Source organism: Endobacter medicaginis (assembly GCF_014192375.1).
Taxonomy (GTDB): Bacteria; Pseudomonadota; Alphaproteobacteria; order Acetobacterales; family Acetobacteraceae; genus Endobacter; species Endobacter medicaginis.
The window spans coordinates 219,319-234,519 of sequence record NZ_JACHXV010000004.1; the positions used below are offsets into that span (position 1 = coordinate 219,319).

Below are 15,201 nucleotides of genomic sequence, written 5' to 3' on the forward strand. Positions count from 1 at the left end.
ACCGATGTCATGGACAACGCCGAACGGATCTGGACGCATGTGGATGCGCTGCGCGACGATTTCGTCGCCCTCGCCGACGCCGTGTGGGCCACGCCCGAGCTCAATTTCCACGAGGAGCGCTCCTGCGCCGAGCATCGCCACATGCTCGAGGACAAGGGCTTCACCGTCACCCCCCACGCCGGCGGCCTGCCGACCGCACTGATCGGGGAGGCCGGCGAAGGCGGCCCGGTGATCGCCTTCCTCGGCGAGTACGACGCCCTGCCCGCGCTCAGCCAGGAAGCCAACATCGCCGAGGAGCGCCCGATCGAGGCGGGCGGCAACGGCCATGGCTGCGGCCACAACCTGCTTGGCTCGGCCGCCCTGCTCGCCGCCACCGCACTGAAGGACTACCTCGCCGCCAACAACATCCCCGGCCGTGTGCGCTATTACGGCTGCCCGGCCGAAGAGGGCGGCGCGGGCAAGGTGTTCATGGTGCGCGCCGGCCTGTTCGACGATGTCGACGTCGCCATCACCTGGCATCCGATGTCGATCGCCGCCGTGTTCCCGGCCCGCTCGCTCGCCAACACCGCGATCGACTTCACCTTCTCCGGCCGCTCCGCACATGCCGCCGCCGCCCCGCATCTCGGCCGCTCGGCGCAGGATGCGGCGGAGCTGATGAATGTCGGCGTCAACTACATGCGCGAACACATGCCGAGCTCGGCGCGCATCCACTCCGCCTATCAGGACACCGGCGGCAAGGCGCCGAACGTGATCCCCAACCATTGCGTGATCCGCTTCATCATCCGCGCCGAGACCTCCTCGGAGGTGAAGCCGCTGGTCGAGCGGGTGCGCAAGATCGCCGACGGCGCGGCGCTGATGACCGAGACCACGGTGAAGACGCGGGTGATCAGCGCGATGGCCGACCTGCTCGGCAACGCGGCCCTGGAGGAGACCATGCAGGCCAATCTGGACCGGCTCGGCCCGCCGCCCTTCGACGCCGAGGACCGCGCCTTCGCCGGTGCGATCCAGAAGACCCTCTCGCCGCAGGATCTCGAGACCATGCGCCGGATGCTGCGCCTGCCGCCCGGCGTGACCAAGGAGCTGTGCGACTTCATCGTCCCGCTCGGCGCCTGGCCGCGCGACGGCATGGCCGGCTCGACCGATGTCGGCGATGTGAGCTGGGCGGTGCCCACGGTGCAGGCGCTGGGCGCCACCTGCGCGCTCGGCACCGCGCTGCATTCATGGCAGATGGTGGCGCAAGGCAAGTCCGGCATCGCCCACAAGGGCATGGTGCATGTCGCCAAGGCGATGGCCGGCACCGCGGTGGACCTGTTCGCCGACCCCGCCCTGCTGGCGCGGGCCAAGCAGGAGCATGCCGACCGGCTGAAGGCGACGCCCTATGTCGCGCTGCTGCCCGAGGATGCGGAGCCGGCCTTCGAGATGTCGCTCTGAGCGGGCAGAGCGAGATCGGCGGCCGCCTCGCCGAACAGCGCGCCGGTCGCGCGCCGGGCGAGATGCCGCTCGGCCGGTGAGGCCAGCCGGAACTGCTGAGCCAGACGACGCGCCATCGCATTCGATCGCCGGGCGGGCTCGTCGCGCAGCAGGTCGAGCAGGCGGGCGACATAGGCCCGTGGGTCATGCGTCTGCACGACATGGCGACGACCGCGCTCGCCCATCCGCCGATAATGGTGCGGGCGGCAGCACAGATCGATCAGCAGATGCCCCACATCATCGACCTCGCTGTCGGGGTCGATCGCGGCCACGCAGTCGGGCGGCAGCTCCGCATACCAGCCATGGTCGCTGACCGCGGACGCGGCTCCGTTGGCCCAGATGCGCAACTGGCTGCCCGACGCCTCGCCCACCGTCGGGTTGCGCAGGTTGAGCACCAGGTCGGCATCCGCGATCGCCGCATTCAGCTCGGCGAAGCTGACGAAGCCATGCAGCGTGACGCAGGCCCCGAGCGACAGTTCCTCGACCAGCGCCACCAGCGCCTCGGGATCGTGGTACAGCCCGTAGATGTCGAGGCTGAGCGAGCCACGCATCGGACTTTCGGCCAGGATGCGCAGGATCTGCTCGACGCGACGGTTCTTCGCAAGGTAGCCGAAGACCACCAGCCGGTGCGGCGGCCGCGGCGCGCGGCGAGGGGCAAGCTCCGGCCAGACCGTATCGGCATAGGGCAGCGGCAGGGCGAAAACCTCGATGCCGGTCTGTTCACGCAGGATATCCGCCTCCGCCTCGTTGTGCATCAGGATCGAGGTCGCGCGTGCGCAGGCGGCCAGCGCGCAGGAATAACGCCGCAGCACCGCATCCATCCCGCCATGCGCGAGTGCGTGCTTCGCCTCGTTGAGTGCTCCAGGTCCGTGGCAGCGCAGCAGGATCTCGTAATAGGTCGCATGCCGCCCGGCATGGTACATCTCCAGCGCGAATTCATGCAGGTTCGCATCATGCAGCACCACCATGCCGGGCACCCTGCGCGCGATGTCGAAGATGTCCTCGTGCATCTCGCGATTGTTGCCGATATGGAAGATATTGGCGTCGGCCTCGTTGAGATCCCAGAACGCCAGCGCATCGGCGCGGAACGGGCTGACGTGGATGCCGGGGTGCTCGATCGGTTCCCAGTATTCCTGCGGCGTCCAGACATGGACGTCCGCGCTCTCGGCCATGATCTTCAGGATCGCCAGATTGACATTGGCGATATCGGTCTGCGCGGGCGGCAGCGGCGTGAAGACGTTGATCCTCAGCCGAGCAGGCATGACACCGCATTGTCCCAGGAGATGCCGAGCGAACGCCAGCGCTCGAACCCGGCCCGCCCGGCCTGGCGCGCGAAGCCGGGCCGCGACCACAACGAGACCATCGCATCCGCGAGGGCCGCGGGTTCGGGCGGAACGATCAGGCCGGTGACATCGTGCTCGACGAATTCGAGCGAGCCGCCGGAATCGGTGCAGGTGATGACCGGCTTCGCCGACACCATCGCCTCGAGCGTGACGTAGCCGTAATCCTCGTCCACCGGTGGGAAGACCACCGCGCGCGCATTGGCATAGAGGCGGATGCGCTCCTCGTCGGACACGAATCCGGTCCAGACGACGCGATCGCCCAAGGGCGCCGCCAGCCTGCGCAGCGCCTCGCCGTAATCCAGCCGGTCGGGATGTCCCATGAAAACCACGCGCATGTCGCCGCCCCGCAGCAGCATCGCCTCGATGACCAGCTTCTGTCGCTTGATCTCGTTGATGCGCGCCGGCACCAGCAGATAGTCGCCATACTCGCCCTGCTGGAGACGTTCGACACCCGGCGGCGGGTGGTAGAGAACGCGCGAGCCGAGGCCGCAATACTGCTCAAGGCGGCGCGCGACATTGCGCGAATTGGCGAATACGTGCCGGGCGCGCGGGATGTATTCGCGATCCATCTGCCGCATCAACTCGCGCACCGCACCGCCCTCGGGGTCGACGGCGAGGGCGTTGTGCGTCTCGCCCCACAGGTCATAGGCCTCGCGATGCTGGTGCAGCATCCAGATCACCTGGTCGCGGTGGCTGGCCAGCCAGGCCGGGAATTTCAGCGAGATCACCTTGTCGATGGCGACACCGTTGCTGGTCGACAGGTCGATCAGGCGCCAGATCGCCATCTGATCGACGAGGCGCGCGGCCGGATACCATTTGAACGGCACCGACACGATATCGACCTCGTGACCGGCGGCGATCAGCGCGCGCCTGAGTTCCTCGGCATGGAATTCCGCACCGCCGCGAACGAACGGCACCTGCACCGTGGTGATGGCAATGCGCATCTCAGATCTTGCGCCCGATCACCGCGTAATCCTGAGGACCATAGAAAAGCTCGTCGAGCTGGGCTGCAAGTTCGCGATCCTGCCCGGCGAAGCGCGTCGGGGACGGGTTGAGCCGGCGGATCTCCACATCAGCGAAACCCCTCGCCTCGGCGATGATGCGCACCATCGCGCTCGGCAGCGGGTTGCGGTGCGTCGGGTCCATGTAGAAACCATGGCTGCCCACCAGCACGTTCTGCGGATCGGGTGTCTCCAGCAGCAGCACGCCGCCGGGCTTGAGCACGCGCAGCGCCTCGTCGAGCAGGCTGACGAACACCTCGTGCGGCAGGTGCTCGATGACGTGAAAGCCGCTGATCATGCCGAGCGACTCGTCGGGCAGCGCGACCAGCGCGCCCAGCGCGTCGGCATCCGCGCAGTCGATGTCGAGCGACGCGCATAGGGCCACCATCGCCTCGTTGGTGTCGACGCCGCGCGCGACCAGACCGCGTTCGCGCAGCAGTTCGAGCCACTCTCCACGCCCCGCGCCGAGATCGAGCACCGGTCGGTCGGCCGTGCCGGCGCCGCATTGCTCGACCAGCGGCAGGAACACCGCCTGACGCGCCTTGATCTCGTCGCGGCTGCCGCGGGCGCGGTCCTCGAACGCGAGATAGAGCAGATCGAGCGCGTGGCCGTGCAGGCCGCCGGCCACGGGACCGGGAGCGGCAGCGGAATGATCCGCCTCGCCGCCGAGCAGGCCGATCGTGCGATCGATGCGCCGGATCTGCTGCGAACGACCCGACATCACCCGCTGGAGCATGTCCTGACGCTCGGCGAACGCAGTCAGGCGGTCGTCCATGCGGTCGAGCTCCGCCTGCTGGCCTGTCTCGATCGCCGCGATCCTGGCCTGCATCGCCTCGATCTCGAGCCCGAAGGCATCGATCCGCTCGGCCAGACCGGCCAGCGAGGCGATGAATTTCTCGGTCATGCGCTGCTGGCCGGCGATCTGTCGCGCACGCGCCATGCGAAAGCCGTCCACATCGGCCACCATGCTCTCGACGAACGACGTGCGCTCCGCGGAATTGCGTGCCCAGCCCTCGATCTGGTCGAGACGCTTCTCGACCGCGTCCGAGCGCAGCCGCAACCGGTCGAGCTCGGCGCCCGTCTGGCCGAAGCCGACGGCGTCCCAGACCGAGCCCGCGCGGGCGCTCGCCGGTGCCGGCTGGACCTGTGGGGTGACCGGCACCGGCGCCTCGCCCTCGACCGGCTCGGTCAGAGGTGTGGCAGGGACCGCTGGTGCCTGCGGAGGCGAGGATGGCTGGGCCATGCGGCGCAATCTGGCGGCGATCCGGCGGCTCAAGGTGCGACCCGCCGGGCTGGCTGATGATGACAAGGCCGATTGAACTCCATCGGTCTGCATGAAGATTTGGCAAGCTAGGCCAGCGTCAACGAGGTGTAAACGCATCCCGAGGCAGCGCCGGCCGACAGGAGGCGCGCTTCGGCAGGACCGCGCACGGCAGGCCAAAAGACAGCCGCATCCTGGCCAGGTAGGGGGGCGAATCCGGCGCGACCTCGATGCCCGGCGCGAGGCGGATCACGGCATCCCCCGCCGGCAGCCGGCGCAGCACGCTCAGCACCATGCCCCCCGGCAGGGGCCAGGCCTTCACGTCGCCATTATAGGCCCAGACCCGGCCATGCTGTTCCAGCAGTTCGGGGCCGACATACATGGTCATCGCATCGCCGCGCGCCGGGACCACGAGAACCTGCGTCGGGTCGGTCATTCCGCCCGGTATGGCGAGCTCGCCCGGCCCGAGCACCCGCACCGTCGCCGCGTGCGGATCGCGCTCCAGGCGCGACTGCCAGCAGCAGGCCAGCAGCACCAGCGCGATCGACCCCGCCCCAGCCAGCCGCTCGCCGCGTCGGGCCAGACGCAGCACCAGCAGCAGCGCATAGAAACACAGCAGCGGCTGGGTCCATTTGAAATAGTGGTAGTTGCCGAAGCGCCACAGACCTTCGGCATGCAGGTCGCGGTAGCAGAGATAGACCGCCCAGTGCACCATCACCGCGGCCGCCACCAGCACATGCGCCGGCCGGTTGCCGCGCGGGGCGAGCAGGCCGGCGATCATCCCGGCGAATCCGGGCAGCACCCAGGGAAACACCACCGCCAGCCCGTGATAGCGCTCGTGAATCGGCCGGGCATCGAGCACCAGCCAGTTCCAGCGCAGCGCCAGCAGCCGCGGCTCGAAGCCGGTGCCGAGCGATTCGAGGAAATACTGCCCCCAGCTCCAGCCCCAGACCATCAGGTGCAGGCCCAGCCCGATCGCCGCCAGCACGGCCGCCGGCGCGATGCCCGCCGCCGCGAAGCCGAGGCGCGTCCGCACCGGCCGCCGCGCCCACAGCACGGCGATGGCGCAGAACACGATCGCCGGCAGCGACGACCAGACGGCCTCGGTCGGCCGGGTGATCAGGATCAGCCCCCACAGCAGCCCGCACACCGCCGCCCTGCCCGCACCCGGACGCTCGCGCAGCCGCAGGGCGGCGAGCAGCAGCCCGAGCAGCAGCGGCGCGGTCGGCGTCGTGGTCCAGGGCTCGATCCAGCTCTTGAGCGCGAACTGCCCGTCGATGTGGCGCAGATGGGTGGTGCCGTCGGCGACGCAGAAGGCAATCGCGCCCCACAGTGCGGCGAATTTCAACTCGGGTGCGAGGCGTCGGGCCAGCGCCATCACCAGCAGCCCGCTGGCGACGTAGCAGACCAGATCGGGCAGCCGGAACGGATCGACCCGGTCGAACGGCACCATCGCCGCGCCGATCAGCGAATACAGCGGCAGGTACCAGTGTTCGGAAGGACGCAGGTCGCCGGCCGCCCAGGCCAGCGCCTCGCGCCAGTAGCGGCCCTGATCGGTCCAGCGCCACCAGCCGTCATCGAACGAGGCACGGGTCGGGACCGGAAAGTAGTGACTGTAGGCAATCAGGTAGCATTGCGCGGCGAGCGCGATCAGCAGCACGCCCAGCGCGATGGCGAGCCGGTCGCGACCATCATGGTCGGGCCGTGCCTCGATCGGCGACAAGGTCATGGCGATGCTCCCGAAAACGCCGGGAAGCACCCCCAGCCGCTGATCCGATGGGCGGCGTGATGGCACATCCGCGGTCCTGCCGCCAAGACGAGCCGTGCGGGCCGCCCTATTTGCGCCCGGACCTGAACGGGTAACGGGTGAGCGTGCGGTGGTGCATGTCGAGCGAGAGGCGGTGCTCCAGCGGCGGGAAGGCGCGCGAGCGGCAGTTCTGCCAGTCGCACAGCCGGCAGGACGGGCCGATCCGCACCGCCGCCGCCTCCGGGTCGATGCCGTCGCCATAGACGATGTGGGGCGCGTGCTCGATCTCGCAGCCCATCACGATCGAGTGGATCGGCGGGATGTCGCCCCAGCCCAGCGAGGGGGCGGAGACGGTGCGCGCGAAGCACAGATAGGTGCCGCCATCGGAGAACTTGCCAACCTGGGTACGCATCTGCCCCGGCGTGGTCATCGCCAGATTGCCGATCCAGCGCGGACACGACCCGCCCTGCTGCGGCAGCGGGAAACCGCCGGCCGAGAAGCTCTTGGTCACGTTCGACGCCGCATCGAGCCGCACGAAGAACAGCGGCACGCCCCGCCTTCCGGGTCGCTGGAGGGTGGAGAGCCGCTGCGCCGCCTGCTCGAACGAGACCGAGAAACGGGCCGCGAGCAGGGCGATATCGTAGCGCAGATCCTCGGCCGCGGCGATGAACGGCTCATACGGCATCAGCAGGGCGGCCGCGGCATAGTTCAGCAGGCCGATGCGGATCAGCGTGTCGGCTTCCGGCGAGGTCGGCTCGATGCGCTCGACCATGTCGTCGAGCACGCGATGCGCCTCGATCAGCATGAGCTGGAAGGCGAGCTGGAAGCCACGGCTCTCGCGCGGCAGCAGCTCGGACAGGGTCAGCATCCGGCTGGCCGCATCATAGGCGCGCATCGCGTTGTCCAGGGCCGCGATCGACACCACCAGCCCGTGCCTCCGACGCAGCCGCCAGATCAGCGCCTGCTCGATCTCGGAGGGTGCCAGCGAGGCGCCGTCCTCGCCGACCATCTGCTCGCGCACCTGTTCGGCGGCGGCCTCCAGCTCGGGGAAATGGTTGAGCCGGTCGTGATAGAGCTGCCGCGCCTCGTCGGCCGGCAGCCGGATGCGCCGCCCCGACGGCAACATCATCCCCGACGCATCGTCGCGCGCCACGCGCAGCGCGCGATGCAGCGCAATCACCGAACGTGCCAGGGCGGGGCGCGCGCCCAGGGCTGCGAGTTCCTCGGGCGGCGGCGTGTCCTTGGCCAGGGCCGGGTCGGACAGCGCCTCGCGCACGCCCAGCATCAGCAGCCGCTCGCGCTCGCCCGACAGCATGTCGAGCTCGACATCGAGCGCGCGCGTGAGCTTGAACAGCAGCGAGGCCGTCACCGCGCGACGGTCGTGCTCGATGAGGTTGAGATAGCTGGCCGAAATGCCCAGCGTCGCCGCCAGGCGCTGCTGGGTCAGCCCGCGCTCGGCCCGCAGCCGGGCGATGGTCTGTCCGATCAACTGCCTCGACACGCGGCCTCCCTCGCTCCCGTTCCTGTAAAGTTTACAAACACAAGCGATTGGACGCGAGCGGTTTGTAAAGGGTTTTACCTCTTTACATGTTTTGCAGTGTGTTGACTGTTTTCTTGCGCCACACCCGGGGCCAGTGTCTGCCGCAGGAAGACCCCGCCGCTTTCGGGGCCGCACGCCGACCACACCCGGTCGCAAGCCCCGCCCGCCCGGCGGGGTCGTGAAAGGAGCGCCTGACATGATCCGCACCGAACTCCTGCGCAGCCCGGATGGCCCCGGCTTCGTCACCCCCACCGACGATCCGGACCGTTTCGCCGGCATCAAGCGCGACTACACCCCCGCCGAGGTCGAGAAGCTCGCCGGCTCGTTCCGCATCAAGCACACGCTGGCCGAGAACGGTGCGAAGCGCCTGTGGCACCTGCTCAAGACCGAGCCCTACATCAACACGCTCGGCGCGCTGACCGGCAACCAGGCCGTCCAGCAGGTCAAGGCCGGCCTCAAGGCCATCTACCTGTCCGGCTGGCAGGTGGCGGGCGACGCCAACCTCGCCGGCGAGATGTATCCCGACCAGTCGCTGTATCCGGCGAACTCGGTGCCGATGGTGGTGCGCCGCATCAACAACGCGCTGCGCCGCTCGGACCAGATCGCGCATCTCGAGGGTGATCACTCGACGCATTGGATGGCGCCGATCATCGCCGACGCCGAGGCCGGCTTCGGTGGCGCGCTCAACGCCTACGAGCTGATGAAGGCGATGATCGATGCCGGTGCGGCCGGTGTCCATTTCGAGGACCAGCTCGCTTCCGAGAAGAAGTGCGGCCACCTCGGTGGCAAGGTCCTGGTGCCGATCTCCCAGCACATCCGCACGCTCAATGCCGCCCGTCTCGCCGCCGACGTCGAGGGCGTGCCGACCGTGCTGCTGTGCCGCACCGACAGCCACGCCGCCCAGCTGCTGACCACCGATGTCGACGAGCGCGACCGTCCGTTCCTGTCGGGCGAGCGCACCTCGGAAGGCTTCTTCCGCATCAAGGAAGGCCTCGGCGTGAAGTATGCGATCGCCCGCGGCCTCGCCTACGCGCCCTACTCCGACCTGCTGTGGTGGGAGACCTCGGAGCCGAACCTCGAGGAAGCCGAGGAATTCGCCAACGAGATCCACAAGCAGTTCCCGGGCAAGATGCTCGCCTACAACTGCTCGCCCTCGTTCAACTGGCGCAAGAAGCTGTCGGAAGACAAGATCGCCGACTTCCAGCGCGCGATCGGCGCGATGGGCTACAAGTACCAGTTCGTCACGCTGGCCGGCTTCCACTCGCTGAACTACTCGATGTTCCAGCTCGCGCACGGCTATGCCCGTCGCGGCATGGCGGCCTACTCCGAGCTGCAGCAGGCGGAATTCGCCGCCGAAGGCCTTGGATACACTGCGACCCGTCACCAGCGCGAGGTCGGCACCGGCTACTTCGATGCCGTCGCCACCACCGCGTCGGGCGGCAAGTCCTCGACCACCGCCATGGGTGGCTCGACCGAGACCGAGCAGTTCCACGAACACGCCTGAGCTCCCCTCTTCGCTCAGTGACGTGAGACTTGGGGCGGCGGTCTGACCGCCGCCCCTTTTTTTCTTTGGCGCAATCTGTCCGCACGACAAGGACGGGAGAAACGAAATGGCACCGATCACCGAAGCCGGACTGCAGATCGACAAGGGGCTGCACGCGTTCGTCGCGAGCCGGCTGCTCGCCGGCACGTCGGTCACGCCTGCCGCGTTCTGGTCGGGCCTGTCCGCGATCGTCGCCGATCTCACCCCCGAACTGAACGCGCTGCTCGCCGAGCGCGACCGCCTCCAGGCGGCGATCGATGCGAAATACGAATCCGACCCCGCCATTGCCCGCGATCCGAAGGCGCAGGAAGCGTTCCTGCGCGAGATCGGCTGGCTGGTGGCCGCACCCGCCACTGTCGCCGCGACCACCACCGGTGTCGATCCCGAGATCGCCACCCTCGCCGGTCCGCAGCTCGTGGTGCCGGCGACGAATGCCCGCTATGCGCTCAATGCCGCCAACGCCCGCTGGGGCAGCCTCTACGACGCGTTCTACGGCACCGACCTGCTGCCCGACGAGGGCGAGATCGCCCGCGGTCGCGGCTTCAACGACACCCGCGCCGGCGAGGTGGTCAAACAGGTCCGCGCGCTGCTCGACACCTTCTTCCCGCTCGCCGAGGGCAGCCATGCGGCGGCGATCCGCTACACCATCCAGCACGGCAGCCTGGCGGTGAAGATCGCCGAGGAATGGACCGTGGCGTTGCGCAACCCCGCGCAGTTCGTCGGCTACACCGGCAGCGCCGACAGGCCCGAGACCATCGCGCTGCGCCATAACGGCCTGCACATGGTGCTCAAGATCGATCCGACCAACCGCATCGGCGCGCTCGATCATGCCGGCATCGCCGATGTGCTGGTCGAATCGGCCCTCTCCGCGATCATCGATTTCGAGGACAGCGTCGCCACCGTCGATGCCGAGGACAAGCTGGTCGTCTACGGCAACTGGCTCGGCCTGATGCAGGGCGATCTCACCGCCTCGTTCGACAAGGGCGGCAAGACCCTTACCCGCGCGATGGAGCCCGACCTGGTCTTCACCACGCCCGACGGCAAGGGCAGCCTGACCCTGCATGGCCGCTCGCTGATGCTGGTGCGTTCGGTGGGCCATCACATGTTCACCGACGCGGTGCGCGACGAGGCGGGCAACCCGATCGCCGAGGGCTTCCTCGATGCGCTGGTCGGCTCGGCCGCCGCCCTGCACGACCTCGCCAAGCGCCCCGGCGAGCTGCGCAACAGCCGCGCCGGCTCGGTCTACATCGTCAAGCCGAAGATGCACGGCCCCAAGGAGGTCGCGCTGACCGAGACGCTGTTCGGCCGCATCGAGCAGGTGCTCGGCCTGCCGCCCCTCACCCTCAAGATGGGCGTGATGGACGAGGAGCGTCGCACCTCCGCCAACCTCGCCGCCTGCATCGCGGCCACCGCCGACCGCATCGTGTTCATCAACACCGGCTTCCTCGACCGCACCGGCGACGAGATCCACACCGCGATGCGCGCCGGCCCCGTGGTCGGCAAGGCCGGCATGAAGCGCGCCACCTGGCTGTCCACCTACGAGCAGCGCAACGTCGCCATCGGCCTCGAATGCGGCCTGCGCGGCCGCGCGCAGATCGGCAAGGGCATGTGGGCGATGCCCGACCGCATGGCCGAGATGCGCGAGACCAAGCGCGCCCATCCGCAGGCCGGTGCCAACACCGCCTGGGTCCCCTCGCCCACCGCCGCCACCATCCACGCCCTGCACTATCACGAGGTCGATGTCGCCGCCCGGCAGACCGCGCTCGGCAATGCCGTGCCGGAGCCGCTGGAGAAGCTGCTCACCCTGCCGCTCGCCGACCGCTCCGAACTCACCGACGCGCTGGTCAGCCGCGAGCTCGACAACAACGTCCAGTCGATCCTCGGCTATGTGGTGCGCTGGGTCGACCAGGGCGTGGGCTGCTCGAAGGTGCCCGATCTCGACGATGTCGGCCTGATGGAAGACCGCGCCACCCTGCGCATCTCCAGCCAGGCTCTGGCCAACTGGCTCGCGCACGGGGTGATCACCGCCGACCAGGTCGACGAGGCGCTGCGCCGCATCGCCCCGGTGGTGGACCGCCAGAACGCCTCCGATGCCGCCTACACGCCAATGGCGCCGGGCTTCGACGGTCCCGCCTTCGCCGCCGCCCGTCAGCTCATCTTCGACGGCGCGAAGGCGCCGAACGGCTACACCGAGCCGACGCTCACCCACTGGCGTCAGGTGGCCAAGGCACGGGTCGCCGAACCGGCGATCTGATCCCCCGACGACGGCGCACGCGGCAATTGCACCGCGTGCGCCGTTGGCGGATGCTCCCGCGATCATGGAAGACGACGTGCCCCAGCCTGCCGACACCCGTGCCGCGCGTCCGAAGCCCAACGAGGGCCCGCGCGAGATCGTCCCGCCGCAGCGCGGCTCGCTGATCGACGTCATCTTCGACGCCGGCGGCGCCCCGGCCGCCGTGCGCAAGGCGCCCACCGGCCATCAGGACCGTGCCCAGGCCGCGCGCGACCTGCGCCTGTCAGGCCATTTCGAGCCCGTTGGCCTCACCGGCCCTTACCGGCTGCATCTGTCGGTGCGGCAGACCTGGCTGGTGTTCGACATCCGTGATCGCGACGACGAGCCGCTCCACACCCACGCCCTGTCGCTGTCGCCGTTCCGCAGCCTGATCAAGGATTACTGCATGATCGTCGACAGCTACGAGGAGGCGATGGCCGAGGGCGCCTCGGCTCGCGTGCAGGCGATCGACATGGGTCGGCGCGGCCTGCATAACGAGGGCGCGGAGCTAATGATGGAGCGGCTGCGCGACAAGATCGAGGTCGATTTCGAGACCGCGCGGCGGCTGTTCACCATCCTGTGCGTACTTTATCCCAACCGTCCGAGCAACGCCGCGTAGAGAATGTTCTTTTTTGTAAAAAGAACCAAAAAACTTCTAGATGTTGAAGTGGTCCGAAGGCCGTCATCGCCCTCCGGACCCTCCAGAAACGAGTAAAAGTCTTTTTGCTTCTTTTTCTTCAGAAAAAGAAGACCTTTAGAACCCCAGCACCCGCGTCCACGACTTCTTCGGCTTCGGCGGCGTCCATCCCGCCTTGACCAGCGCATCGCGCAGCGCCACCGGCACACCCGCCGCATCCTGGGCCGCGATTTTCGCCGAGCCCGCGGCCTTCGTCGCCTGAGCCTTCACGGGTGCGGTATCGAGCTGTGCGCTCATGGCCTGCAGCTTCTGCGCGGCATCCTTCAGCCAGTCGGTGCCAGCCTTCACGTTGGCCTGCAGGTTCTGTGTGTTGAGCACCGGGGCGGCCGCCTCGCGCAGGGCAGCGAGCTGGTCGGCCGGCGAGAACTGGCCGAGCTGCTTTTTCGCCTTCCTGCGGGCCTTGTCGAGCTTCTTGCGAGCCTCGGCGGCGGCGGCGGCGGATGCGTCTGCCGCGTCCTGGATGCGGGCCTCCGCCTTCTTGCGCGCCTTGCGCGATAGCTTGCCAAGCTTCTCGGCGGCTGCCGTCGCCTCCGGGCCGAGCTCGATCTGGTGGCCGCCGGGCAGGGTCAGCGTCGAGGTCTTCGGCTTCGAGCGGGTCAGGGCGACGATCACGCCGGCCGCCGTCGCACTCGCGCCCGCGACGATACCCAGCAGGGTCGCGTCCGACAGTCCGGTGCTGTCGCGCAGCCTGCGATAGCCGCCCACGGCCCGATCGACGAGCCGTGTGGAGGCGTCGGCAGCGGCACTGACCCGATCCACCGCCTCGCTGAACGTCGCGCTGACCTTCTCGGCCACGTCACTGACCGCGGCACGCGCCTCGTCCGCCTGCGCATGCACGCGATCGCTGATCTGCTCGATCTTTTCGCCGACCGGTGCGACCGCCTCCTTGACCGCCGGGCCGATCGCGGCGAGGTCGGGCGTCTCGGACGACAATGTATCGAGCTGCGCCTGGAGATCGTGCAGCTTGGCGGCGTCGGAACGGGGCATGGTGGTCTCGTCTCCCTGCTGGGCATGACAATGGCGGCGCGTGGAGGCCTGATCGTTGCATAACGCCCACCACGAGCCCCGGTTCGACGGCGGCTGGCGCGCGACGCGCCCGCCTGCCAGACTCCGGTCGTGATGATGGACGACGTGATCGTGATCGGCGCAGGCGCGGCGGGGCTGTTCTGCGCGATGACCGCGGCCCGGCGCGGGCGGCGTGTCAGCGTGCTGGAGGCAGGGCCGAAGCCGGGGGCGAAGATCCTGATTTCCGGCGGCGGGCGCTGCAATTTCACCAATCTCGGCACCACGGCCGCGAACTTCTTCTCCGACAATCCGCATTTCGCCAAATCCGCCCTGGCCGGCTTCACGCCGCGCGACTTCCTCGCTCTCGTCGAAGGCGCCGGCATCGCCTGGCACGAGAAGACGCTCGGCCAGCTGTTCTGTGATGGCTCGGCGCGGCAGATCGTCGATCTGCTGGTGGGCGCGAGCACCGAGGCGGGCGCGCGGATCGAGACCGGCTGCGCGATCGGCGAGATCACCCGCACCGAGGAGGGTTTCGTGCTGCACACCGATCGCGGCACGCGACGCGCGGCGCGGCTGGTGGTGGCGACCGGCGGACCGTCGATCCCGAAGCTGGGGGCAAGCGATTTCGCGTGGCGGCTGGCGAGGAAGTTCGGCCTGCGGGTCGTACCGGCGCACCCGGCGCTGGTGCCGCTGACCATCACCGATGCCGCGATCGGTGCAGCCTTCGGCGCGGGGAGCGCGGCCGAACTGGCGGGCGTGTCGTTCGAGACCATCGCCGGCTGCGGCCGCGCGCGGTTCCGCGAGGCGGCACTGATCACCCATCGCGGCCTGTCCGGACCGGCGATCCTGCAGGTGTCCACACCGTGGCGGCCAGGGGCTGCGATCACGCTCGACCTGCTGCCCGGCCAGGATGCGCAGGCGATGCTGCGGGAGGCCAAGCGCCGCCGGCCCCGCGCCTCGCTCGGCGGCGTGCTGGGCGAGCACCTGCCGCAACGTCTCGCCGCCAGCCTCGCCACCCTGCTGCCGCAGGCGACGGGACGGGGGATGGCCGACCTGCCCGACCGCGCGCTCGACGGGCTCGCCGCCCATCTCGGCGCCTGCCCGGTGCAGCCCTCCGGCAGCGAGGGCTTCGCCAGGGCCGAGGTCAGCGCCGGCGGGGTGGCGACCTCGGCGCTGTCATCGAAGACCATGGAAGCGCGCGACATCCCCGGCCTGTTCGTGATTGGCGAGGCGGTGGACGTGACCGGCTGGCTCGGCGGCTACAATTTCCAATGGGCGTGGTCGAGCGGATACTGTGCAGGCAACAACGTCTGACCAACGGA

General features: G+C 69.0%; 11 protein-coding genes. 5 read left to right on the forward strand and 6 right to left on the reverse strand.

Annotation, left to right across the window (positions count from 1 at the left end; all coding sequences use genetic code 11):
- Positions 1 to 9 precede the first annotated feature (9 nt).
- Positions 10 to 1,431 carry an amidohydrolase gene (locus FHR90_RS06760; RefSeq protein ID WP_176622865.1) on the forward strand — a complete coding sequence of 474 codons (1,422 nt, stop codon included), beginning with the start codon at positions 10 to 12 and terminating at the stop codon, positions 1,429 to 1,431.
- On the opposite strand, the gene FHR90_RS06765 is transcribed toward FHR90_RS06760, so the two are convergent.
- The 5 genes from FHR90_RS06765 to FHR90_RS06785 all read right to left on the reverse strand — a co-directional run bounded on the left by FHR90_RS06765 (position 1,377) and on the right by FHR90_RS06785 (position 8,323).
- On the reverse strand, positions 1,377 to 2,732 hold the full coding sequence (locus FHR90_RS06765) for a glycosyltransferase family protein (protein WP_176622867.1): 1,356 nt from the start codon (positions 2,730 to 2,732) through the stop codon (positions 1,377 to 1,379). The two genes, FHR90_RS06760 and FHR90_RS06765, sit on opposite strands and share 55 nt — an antisense overlap.
- The gene (locus tag FHR90_RS06770; RefSeq protein WP_176622869.1) at positions 2,717 to 3,757 is read right to left on the reverse strand and encodes a glycosyltransferase family 4 protein; all 1,041 of its coding nucleotides are present in this window, start codon (positions 3,755 to 3,757) and stop codon (positions 2,717 to 2,719) included. The genes FHR90_RS06765 and FHR90_RS06770 overlap by 16 nt, the downstream gene beginning before the upstream one ends.
- 1 nt (position 3,758) lies before the next feature.
- On the reverse strand, positions 3,759 to 5,057 hold the full coding sequence (locus tag FHR90_RS06775) for a methyltransferase domain-containing protein (RefSeq protein WP_176622871.1): 1,299 nt from the start codon (positions 5,055 to 5,057) through the stop codon (positions 3,759 to 3,761).
- A gap of 118 nt (positions 5,058 to 5,175) precedes the next feature.
- Positions 5,176 to 6,804, reverse strand: a complete 1,629-nt coding sequence (locus tag FHR90_RS06780; RefSeq protein ID WP_183274955.1) for a hypothetical protein — start codon at positions 6,802 to 6,804, stop codon at positions 5,176 to 5,178.
- A gap of 106 nt (positions 6,805 to 6,910) precedes the next feature.
- On the reverse strand, positions 6,911 to 8,323 hold the full coding sequence (locus FHR90_RS06785) for a short-chain fatty acyl-CoA regulator family protein (protein WP_183274956.1): 1,413 nt from the start codon (positions 8,321 to 8,323) through the stop codon (positions 6,911 to 6,913).
- A 235-nt stretch (positions 8,324 to 8,558) separates the two neighbouring features.
- On the opposite strand from FHR90_RS06785, the gene aceA reads away from it, so the two are divergent.
- From aceA to FHR90_RS06800, 3 genes are all read left to right on the forward strand, one after another.
- Positions 8,559 to 9,866: an isocitrate lyase gene (gene aceA, locus FHR90_RS06790; protein WP_176623733.1), complete on the forward strand. Its 1,308-nt coding sequence runs from the start codon at positions 8,559 to 8,561 to the stop codon at positions 9,864 to 9,866.
- Positions 9,867 to 9,972: 106 nt separating this feature from the next.
- A complete protein-coding gene (locus tag FHR90_RS06795; RefSeq protein WP_176623732.1) occupies positions 9,973 to 12,159 on the forward strand; it encodes a malate synthase G in 2,187 nt (728 codons plus the stop codon).
- A gap of 136 nt (positions 12,160 to 12,295) precedes the next feature.
- Positions 12,296 to 12,796: a UPF0262 family protein gene (locus FHR90_RS06800; protein ID WP_394367838.1), complete on the forward strand. Its 501-nt coding sequence runs from the start codon at positions 12,296 to 12,298 to the stop codon at positions 12,794 to 12,796.
- Between the two features lie 135 nt (positions 12,797 to 12,931).
- Here FHR90_RS06800 and FHR90_RS06805 read toward each other — a convergent pair whose 3' ends face one another.
- On the reverse strand, positions 12,932 to 13,861 hold the full coding sequence (locus tag FHR90_RS06805) for a hypothetical protein (protein WP_176623728.1): 930 nt from the start codon (positions 13,859 to 13,861) through the stop codon (positions 12,932 to 12,934).
- Between the two features lie 135 nt (positions 13,862 to 13,996).
- Here FHR90_RS06805 and FHR90_RS06810 point away from each other — a divergent pair, with 135 nt between their 5' ends.
- Positions 13,997 to 15,193, forward strand: coding sequence for a BaiN/RdsA family NAD(P)/FAD-dependent oxidoreductase (locus FHR90_RS06810; RefSeq protein WP_408871428.1), 1,197 nt, complete (start codon positions 13,997 to 13,999; stop codon positions 15,191 to 15,193).
- Positions 15,194 to 15,201: the final 8 nt, after the last annotated feature.